Annotated in this window: 8 protein-coding genes and 1 tRNA gene; 3 read left to right on the plus strand and 6 right to left on the minus strand. The window is 42.6% G+C overall.

Annotated elements, in window-relative coordinates; translation table 11 throughout:
- Positions 1-126 precede the first annotated feature (126 nt).
- From DW800_RS19220 to DW800_RS19230, 3 genes are all read left to right on the plus strand, one after another.
- Entirely contained in the window at positions 127-420 is a 294-nt protein-coding gene (locus DW800_RS19220) for a helix-turn-helix domain-containing protein (RefSeq protein WP_117704150.1), read from the plus strand.
- A 256-nt stretch (positions 421-676) separates the two neighbouring features.
- Complete coding sequence (locus DW800_RS19225) at positions 677-973, plus strand: helix-turn-helix domain-containing protein (RefSeq protein WP_021939650.1); 297 nt, start codon at positions 677-679, stop codon at positions 971-973.
- A 6-nt stretch (positions 974-979) separates the two neighbouring features.
- Positions 980-1,216 carry a helix-turn-helix domain-containing protein gene (locus tag DW800_RS19230; protein WP_227224645.1) on the plus strand — a complete coding sequence of 79 codons (237 nt, stop codon included), beginning with the start codon at positions 980-982 and terminating at the stop codon, positions 1,214-1,216.
- A gap of 131 nt (positions 1,217-1,347) precedes the next feature.
- Here DW800_RS19230 and DW800_RS19235 read toward each other — a convergent pair whose 3' ends face one another.
- The 6 genes from DW800_RS19235 to sppA form a co-directional block, all read right to left on the minus strand.
- Entirely contained in the window at positions 1,348-2,574 is a 1,227-nt protein-coding gene (locus DW800_RS19235) for a site-specific integrase (RefSeq protein WP_117704149.1), read from the minus strand.
- Positions 2,575-2,811: 237 nt separating this feature from the next.
- Positions 2,812-2,884 (minus strand) — tRNA-Phe (locus tag DW800_RS19240).
- A 143-nt stretch (positions 2,885-3,027) separates the two neighbouring features.
- On the minus strand, positions 3,028-4,077 hold the full coding sequence (thiL, locus tag DW800_RS19245) for a thiamine-phosphate kinase (RefSeq protein ID WP_005828671.1): 1,050 nt from the start codon (positions 4,075-4,077) through the stop codon (positions 3,028-3,030).
- 6 nt (positions 4,078-4,083) lie between these two features.
- Positions 4,084-4,893: a purine-nucleoside phosphorylase gene (locus DW800_RS19250; RefSeq protein WP_005835556.1), complete on the minus strand. Its 810-nt coding sequence runs from the start codon at positions 4,891-4,893 to the stop codon at positions 4,084-4,086.
- On the minus strand, positions 4,832-5,962 hold the full coding sequence (lpxK, locus tag DW800_RS19255) for a tetraacyldisaccharide 4'-kinase (RefSeq protein ID WP_119958284.1): 1,131 nt from the start codon (positions 5,960-5,962) through the stop codon (positions 4,832-4,834). The genes DW800_RS19250 and lpxK overlap by 62 nt, the downstream gene beginning before the upstream one ends.
- On the minus strand, positions 5,963-7,732 hold the full coding sequence (sppA, locus tag DW800_RS19260; RefSeq protein WP_119958285.1) for a signal peptide peptidase SppA: 1,770 nt from the start codon (positions 7,730-7,732) through the stop codon (positions 5,963-5,965).
- Between the last annotated feature and the right edge of the window lie 362 nt (positions 7,733-8,094).

Raw genomic sequence — 8,094 nt, forward strand, 5'->3', positions numbered from 1 at the left:
TTTAAATGTTGTTCCGGGTCCCTTTTCAAGTGTTAGCTACACGAAACTAATAATCAGCTAATCATTCAACTGATTAGCTATCAAGCAATCTTGAAATCAATATTTCAATAAAACAATCTTTCAATCATGGAATTAATAAGTAAAGATACACCACAAGTCAAAGAATTTATTTCTTCGCTTGATTCAATACTGAACGGTATTGAATCGATTGTAAAGCACTACAAGCCCCACCTGAACGGAGAACGTTTTCTTTCCAATCGGGAGGTTTCTAAAAAACTGAATGTCAGTTTACGAACTCTGCAAGAATGGCGAGATACAGGGCTAATCCCCTTTATTCAGATAAAAGGGAAAATCATCTATCGCCAAAGTGATATTGATAAGCTGCTCCAAAAGCACTATTTTGAAAGCTGGAAAGAATAGCCTGCCACCCTCGAAAACATTGTTTTTCGGAATTTAATTTGAATCATTGACTTTTCCAGTGAAGTATTTAGTCTGTGCAAGTCTTTAGATAAAAATACGCTCGAATGTTAATGAGAGGAAGATTTTTTCTAAACCGAAGGCTTGGACTTGAACAGGCTAAATACGGAACTTACCTTTGTCAATGCTTCATATTGAGTTCTGGAAAACTTACTTAAAAAAAGGATTGAGATAATGAATTTTGAAAAGTAATTTATATATGGATATAGTAGCAATAGAAAGAGTTTCCTTCGATTCTTTTAGAAAGAAGCTGGAACAGATTGTATCATTGGCAGATAATATTTCTTTGTCTTCCTCAGATATATGTATTGAGAAAGAATGGATAGAGGGCAAGACATTGGCAGCTTCCTTAAATATTCCTTTGCGAACATTACAGTCTTTGCGTGAGAACGGCAAACTTTCTTTTTCGACCGTTGGCAAGAAAGTATATTATAAGGTTGCCGAAGTACAAAAACTATTGGATTCAGGTAGAATAAAAGTAACCACTAAAGAATAATTGCTTATGGATTTATACACGAATGAAGATAGCCAAGAATTATTGCAATCGTTAGATAGGGCTTTACCTTATATAGAATATGCATTGAAGAATAACAAGCCCATGTTTGAGGGTGAACGGTATCTGACAAGCGAAGAACTTTGTTCTATTCTCAAAATCAGCCGTAGGACTTTGCAGTATTATCGGGATGATGGTATTTTCCCTTTTATCCAACTTCCGGGCAAAGTGCTGTTTCGTGAATAGGATATTAGGAAGGTTTTGGAAGATAGGTTTCGTTCAGCCTATAATATAGAAGATTATTCTCTTTAGTCTTTAATATGATGAAGATGGAAAAACGGCTACCGTCCGAATGGATTGGGTAGCCGTTTTCATCTTTAGGTGGTTTTAGGAGAGAAATTTTCTCGTACATTCTGCATATCTCGGAGAATACTCTGATCTAATACTTTTGCGTATCGTTGTGTCATTTTTGTATTGGTATGACCGAGCATTTTGGCTACATTTTCCAATGATACATTGTTAGCTAAAGCGACAACAGTCGAAAATGTATGTCGTCCGGTATGTGTGGTTAGATTCTTTTTAATACCGCATAAATCAGCAATTTCTTTCAAATAACTGTTTAGTTTTTGGTTGCATAGAACGGGTAACAATGTTCCTTTCTTTTTCGCCAGTGGATGTCCTTTGTATTTCTCCAATATGGCTAAAGGTATATCCAAAAGAGGAATGTTGCACATGACTTTTGTTTTCTGTCTTGCTTTCCTAATCCATAAATTCCCCTGATTATCAGATATAAGATGTCCTGCTTTTAATTCAGATACATCTATGAAAGCTAATCCCGTGAAGCATTGGAACAGAAAAATATCACGCACTAAATCCAGCCGAGGAACATCAAAAACTTTGTTTTGCATAGTTTCTAACTCTTCTTTGGTTAGAAACTCTTTGTGTACTTCCTGCTCGTGGAAACGGATATTGATAAACGGGTCTTTCTCCATCCAATCATTAGCCAATGCCATATTGGTGATTTTCTTAACTACTTTCATATAACGGATTACCGTATTTTCTTGCAAGCCCTTTTGAGCTTTCAGGAAATGAATATAGTCCTGAATGATGGCATGGCTTATTTCTTTCATGGGAATATCCTTTAGGTGGTACTTTTTCAAAGCCATCTCTTTGAAATATCGTAAACAAGTATCAAAGCGGGAGATAGTTACTTTAGCATAATCCTTGCCAATCAACTCACGGCATTTATCGTTATGTTCCTGAAAAACTTCAAAGAACATTAGATGCTTTTCATCCAACCCGAGAAATCTACGTTTTACTTCCATCGGATTGATAAGTTTTCCTGCATCTTCCATTTCCCTATGAATGTCTAACAATCGAAGTTTAACCGATTCAAGATAGCGGTTAATCTCCATTGATGTAGCATCCCTACCGGTACAACGTTCTTTGGATTGATTCCATAGTATAGGCATTACATCCCGTTTGAGTTGCAATTCGGTGAGTTGCCCCTCAATAGTAATGCGCAACATGATGGGCGTTTCACCTGATTTCTTTAATTTGGTTTTCCTAATAAAGAAAAGCACATTAAAAGTCTGTCGTTTCATACTCTAAAAATTAATGGTTTAAAGTTACTGAATCGTGCAGAATAGCAAGAGTTAAACGGTAAGACAATCAATGACTTATGATACAATTCGTGGTCAATTTCTTCAAAACCCAAATTGGTCACGATTTAGACCAACGGAACTGCATAATTTTGCTAAAAATGTGGGAGTTTTAGGAAAAAGAAAATCCCTGAAATGTTTAATTTTCAAGGATTTACCAAATTTGAAGTCTTTTAAAAGTGGTGCCACCAGGAATCGAACCGGGGACACAAGGATTTTCAGTCCTTTGCTCTACCAACTGAGCTATGGCACCATGTTTATCTCTTTTGCGGTTGCAAAGGTAGTGAAACTTTTGGACTATGCAATAGCTTTCATAATAAAAAACGCTGATAATTGGCTATATGGCTAATTATCAGCGTTTATGATTTGAGAAAAAATACTGAAAAAGTTTTATAGTTATGCTTTTTCCGCTTCTTCTTCCTTCAAAGGATTCCATCCTTGTGCTTTGAGTTCAAACTCTTGACCGTCACGGGTAATTAGGGCGCAGCCTAATTCCGGTTTGGTGATATGGCCAATCAGCTTGACGCCTTCCATTTCGGCAACCTTTTCATGGTCGGCAATGGGGACGGTGAACAATAACTCATAATCCTCGCCTCCGTTCAGTGCACAAGTGCTCAGGTTCATATTGAATTCTTCTGCCATTACAGCCGTCTGATAGTCGATAGGAATATGTTCTTCGTAAACTCGGCAACCCACTTTGCTTTGGGTACAGATATGCAGTAATTCCGAAGAAAGTCCGTCCGATATATCCATCATGGAGGTGGGTTGTATACCTTCTTCTGCCAGTTTCTGAATGATGTCACGGCGTGCTTCGGGCTTCAGTTGACGTTCCAGAAGATACTCCTTCCCCGAGAAGTCCGGTTGCAAGTCTTTGTCACCTCCTTTGAGCACCGCCTTTTCGCGTTCCAAAAGCTGTAGTCCCATGTAGGCGGCACCCAAGTCGCCGCTGACGCAAATCAGGTCGGTTTCGCGGGCACCATTGCGGTAGACCACTTTTCCTTTCTCACCCTCGCCTATGCAGGTGATGCTGATGGTAAGCCCAGTATAGGAAGCGGAGGTGTCTCCTCCCACGATGTCAACATCATATTCTTCGCAAGCCAAACGGATGCCGGCATAGAGTTCCTCCATGTCTTCTATACTGAAACGCTTGGATATACCCAAGGAAACGGTAATCTGCTTCGGTGTGCCGTTCATGGCATAGATATCGGAGAAATTGACTACGGCCGATTTATACCCCAAATGCTTGAGCGGTACATACACAAGGTCGAAGTGGACGCCTTCCATTAGCAAGTCGGTGGTAACGAGCACTTCCTTTTCGGCCGGGTAGGAGAGGACGGCGGCATCATCTCCGACACCATATCGGCTCGACTCATTCTTTAGTTCAATGCCTTCGGTGAGGTGACGGATGAGGCCGAATTCACCGAGGGTAGCTATTTCTGTTCTCATGCTTTCTTATGCTCTATTAATCAATTCACGCATAATCTCTGTCATTCTCGGTTGTGCCTCGTCTGCAGCTTTCTGCACTTCTTCGTGAGAGACTTCTACGATTTTACCTTCTACCCCCAAGTCTGTAATGACAGATACGCCGAACACTTTGATTCCGCAATGATTTGCCACGATGACTTCCGGCACGGTGGACATGCCCACTGCATCGGCACCCAGAATATGGAACATCTTGTATTCCGCAGGTGTTTCGAATGTGGGACCTTGCGTACCGATATAGACACCGTGCTGAACCTTGATGCCCTTTTCTGCTGCAATGGCGTCGGCCTTACGAATCAGCTCTTTGTCATAGGCCTCGCTCATATCCGGGAAACGAGGGCCGTAAGGTATGTTTTTGCCACGCAATGGATGTTCGGGGAAGTAGTTTATATGGTCGGTGATAATCATCAGGTCGCCGATCGCAAAATCCGGATTTGTGCCGCCACTGGCATTGGAAACGAACAAGGTCTTGATACCCAGTTCGCGCATTACACGTACCGGGAAGGTTACTTCCTTCATGGAATAGCCCTCGTAAAAATGGAAACGTCCCTGCATCGCCATGATGTCTTTATGGCCCAGTTTGCCGAAGATAAGTTTTCCGCTGTGCCCCTCTACGGTAGAGACGGGGAAATTGGGGATTTCTTCGTACCTTATCTCATACTTTTCAGTGATTTCACCGGCAAGACTGCCGAGTCCGGTACCGAGGATGATTGCTGTCTCAGGCTGGGTGTGCATCTTTCCCTTCAGAAAGGCTGCTGTTTCTTGAATGCGCTCTAACATAGCCAATAATGTTTTGGTTAAATATATATTGTTGATTTTGTAAGATTTCTATTTCTATCGGCAGCACGTAGATGTACGGCTTTAGTGTTTCGTCCAGTGCGGGATGGAGTTTCAGCCTTGCCGCATCTTTCTCCGTGGTGATTATCAGTCTTTTCCACTCTTCCAGGTGCTGGAATTGTTCCTTTATTTGCAATAAATCCTTGGGAGTAAAGTCATGATGGTCATCAAATGCCAGCAATTTGACGTGTGGCGTGTAAGATTCCACTTCTTTCTGCAAGGGGGCGGGGGAGGCGATGCCTGTCACTAGCAGTACTTGCTCGTCTCCGGTGAGGGAGGAGAGCACTTTCCAGCTGTTCGTTTTCTCGGGAAATAGCGGGGTCAACATTCCATAGCGGAATCTGGAGAAATACAGTTGTTGGTATGGATAGAGGTGGAGCCGTTTGGCTATGATGTTGAAGTCTATCGGCTTGATGTCATCCGGACATTTGGTGACGATGACCATCTGTGCCCGGTTTTTACCGCTTGAAGGTTCGCGGAGTCTTCCGGCAGGGAGCAAGGCATCATCGCATAGTAACCGGTGAAAATCGGTTAGTAGAATGTTCAGTCCGGCTTTTACATGGCGATGTTGGAAGGCGTCGTCCAGGATGATGGCTTCTACAGTGGGATTTTCCAGTTTCAGCAGTTGCTCAATGCCGTGACAACGGTTTTCGTCTACCGCTACCCGTGCATTGGGGAATTTATTTTTAATTTGATACGGCTCGTCACCTATTTGCCGTACATTGCTCTTGTCATCGGCCAGTACATAGCCTCGGCTTTTACGCTTGTAACCCCGACTGAGGGTGGCTACATTCACTCCGTTTTTTTGTAATAGCTTTATCAGATATTCGGTATGTGGCGTCTTGCCAGTTCCGCCCACAGCAAGGTTGCCCACGCATATTACTGGAACGTCAAAACTCTTTGACCGGAGCCAGCCCCAGTCAAAGAGTTTATTTCGCAAGCATACCCCTATTCCATAAAGCCATGATAGGGGATATAGCCAATGATATATCTTGATAAAGTTTTCCTCCATTTATTGAATATTCAGTTCAAAGGGTACACGTGCTTGTATACGGTCACATTTGTCAAAATTCTCCAGGACGCTGAACTGCTGGTATATCTCGCCCATTGTGCCTTTCAGCATGCGTGCTTTGACGTAGTTACCCGGATTGGTGTTCATCAGGCTTTCAAAGAAACTTTCCTTTTTCGGATAGCTCATCACGGTATAGGCATCTACTCCGGCCTTTGCAATGGCAATGTCCAAAGCTTTGTCCAAACCACCCAATTCGTCGACCAGTCCTAGTTCCTTGGCCTTGCTTCCGGTCCATACACGGCCTTGGGCAATTTTATCCAGGTCTTCCTTGCTGATGCCTCGGCCATCGGAGCAGCGGGTGAGGAAGAGGTCATATCCGTTGTTCACATACATTTGCATCAGCCCTTTTTCCCCGTCATTCATCGGGCGTGTCAGCATGCCGAAGTCTGCGTATTTATTGGTTTTCACTACATCAAAATTTACCCCGATTTTATCAGTCAGCCCCTTTGCGTTGGGGAACATGCCGAAGATGCCGATAGAACCCGTCAGTGTGGTAGGCTCGGCCACGATGGTGTCTGCATTACAAGAAATGTAGTAACCTCCTGAAGCTGCATAGTCACCCATGGAAACAATGACTGGTTTCTCTTTCTTCAATTCGCTGACGGCATACCATATCTGTTCTGAACCATAGGCGCTTCCGCCCGGTGAGTTTACGCGTAATACTACAGCTTTTACATCTTCGTCATCTTTCAGCTTGCGCAGGTCTTTAATCACCTTTTTAGAGTCGATGCCTTCTTCGCTGGAGGCAGAAGATGAACCACCGTCAATTTCTCCATAGGCATAGTATACGGCAATCACATTTCCACTTTTGTCTTTGGGAACATTCTTCTTTACGTTAATCATGTCCTGCAAACCAAGTACGGGCATGCGGTCGTCTTTGTCGATGCCTACCATCGCTTTCAGGTAGTTGCGCACATCATTCTTATATATTAATGTATCGACCAGTCCGCATTGCACACTTTCTTCTGCGGGATAGAACATCAACATGCGGTCGGCAATGGCGTTCAGTGAGTCTACAGATATTTTGCGTGATTCTGCAACATCATTGGTCACTTGTCCCCAGATGGAGGTCAGGTAAGCGTCGATTTGTTCACGGTTGGCAGGGCTCATTTCGGTAGAGATGAAAGGCTCTACAGCCGATTTGTAGGTACCTACTTTGAATATCTGCATTTCTACTCCGATTTTGGCCAGCAAATCCTTGAAGAACATGGGGGTAGCGGCCAAGCCCCTCCACTCGACCATACCTTGCGGGTTCAGCAACACCTTGTCGGCTACACTTGACAGATAATAAAGACCTTGGGAATAGCTGTCACCATAAGCCACGATGAATTTTCCCGATTCCTTGAAATCCTTCAATGCATTGCGTATTTCTTCGCGTGAAGCAAATCCTGCACCCAGCGAAGTCGCTTCTATATAGATACCTTTAATGTCGTCATTCTCTTTTGCTTTTTTGATAGAAGAGAGGATATCATCCAGGCCATAAGTCTTATAATTGTCTCCCATAAGGGCATCGAACGGATTGTCTTGGCTGCGTTCAGCCAGTGCACCATTCAAATCCAGCATCATAATGGAGTTTTTGCGTACTTGCGTTTCTGATTCCGAAGATGATACCATGCTGAAAACCACCAGAATACTGATGAAAACTAAAACAACGACTGATACGATGATGCCGGTAATGGTGGCAAACGTAAATTTCAGAAAATCTTTCATTGCACTTTATTGTTTTTAGTATGCTAACTTTTAAAAGCTAACAAAGATAAATAATTAGGTTGATATTTACCCTATCTGTCGCTGAGTTTTTCGGTTTGTCACAGTATTGTGGGAGATTTCATTCTCTTTTCTTTTATCTTTGAAGTATTTCATTTCGTTCTTTATGGATAGTTAGTTTCTAAAATGCCAGATATAATTGCTATCTCTTTACTTTCTGAGTCTGTTTCTCTAAAAACTAATCTTACCACAGCAGTGCTCTTTTCTTACCACAGCTGTGGAAAGAAAGAAACACGGGTGTGGTAAGAAAGAAACATATCTGTGGTGAGAAAAGTTGTTCAGTAGTTCTCGTTTAGTATCCGGGC

Origin of the sequence: Bacteroides sp. AM32-11AC (assembly GCF_003603515.1) — a bacterium.
In the GTDB taxonomy this organism is placed as follows: domain Bacteria; phylum Bacteroidota; class Bacteroidia; order Bacteroidales; family Bacteroidaceae; genus Bacteroides; species Bacteroides uniformis.

What these genes read in the sequence shown, in the direction of transcription:
- DW800_RS19220 (WP_117704150.1), top strand. Translation starts at nt 127, where the DNA reads ATGGAATTAATAAGTAAAGATACACCACAAGTCAAAGAATTTATTTCT.
- DW800_RS19225 (WP_021939650.1), top strand. Translation starts at nt 677, where the DNA reads ATGGATATAGTAGCAATAGAAAGAGTTTCCTTCGATTCTTTTAGAAAG.
- DW800_RS19230 (WP_227224645.1), top strand. Translation starts at nt 980, where the DNA reads ATGGATTTATACACGAATGAAGATAGCCAAGAATTATTGCAATCGTTA.
- DW800_RS19235 (WP_117704149.1), bottom strand. Translation starts at nt 2,574, where the DNA reads ATGAAACGACAGACTTTTAATGTGCTTTTCTTTATTAGGAAAACCAAA.
- thiL (WP_005828671.1), bottom strand. Translation starts at nt 4,077, where the DNA reads ATGAGAACAGAAATAGCTACCCTCGGTGAATTCGGCCTCATCCGTCAC.
- DW800_RS19250 (WP_005835556.1), bottom strand. Translation starts at nt 4,893, where the DNA reads ATGTTAGAGCGCATTCAAGAAACAGCAGCCTTTCTGAAGGGAAAGATG.
- lpxK (WP_119958284.1), bottom strand. Translation starts at nt 5,962, where the DNA reads ATGGAGGAAAACTTTATCAAGATATATCATTGGCTATATCCCCTATCA.
- sppA (WP_119958285.1), bottom strand. Translation starts at nt 7,732, where the DNA reads ATGAAAGATTTTCTGAAATTTACGTTTGCCACCATTACCGGCATCATC.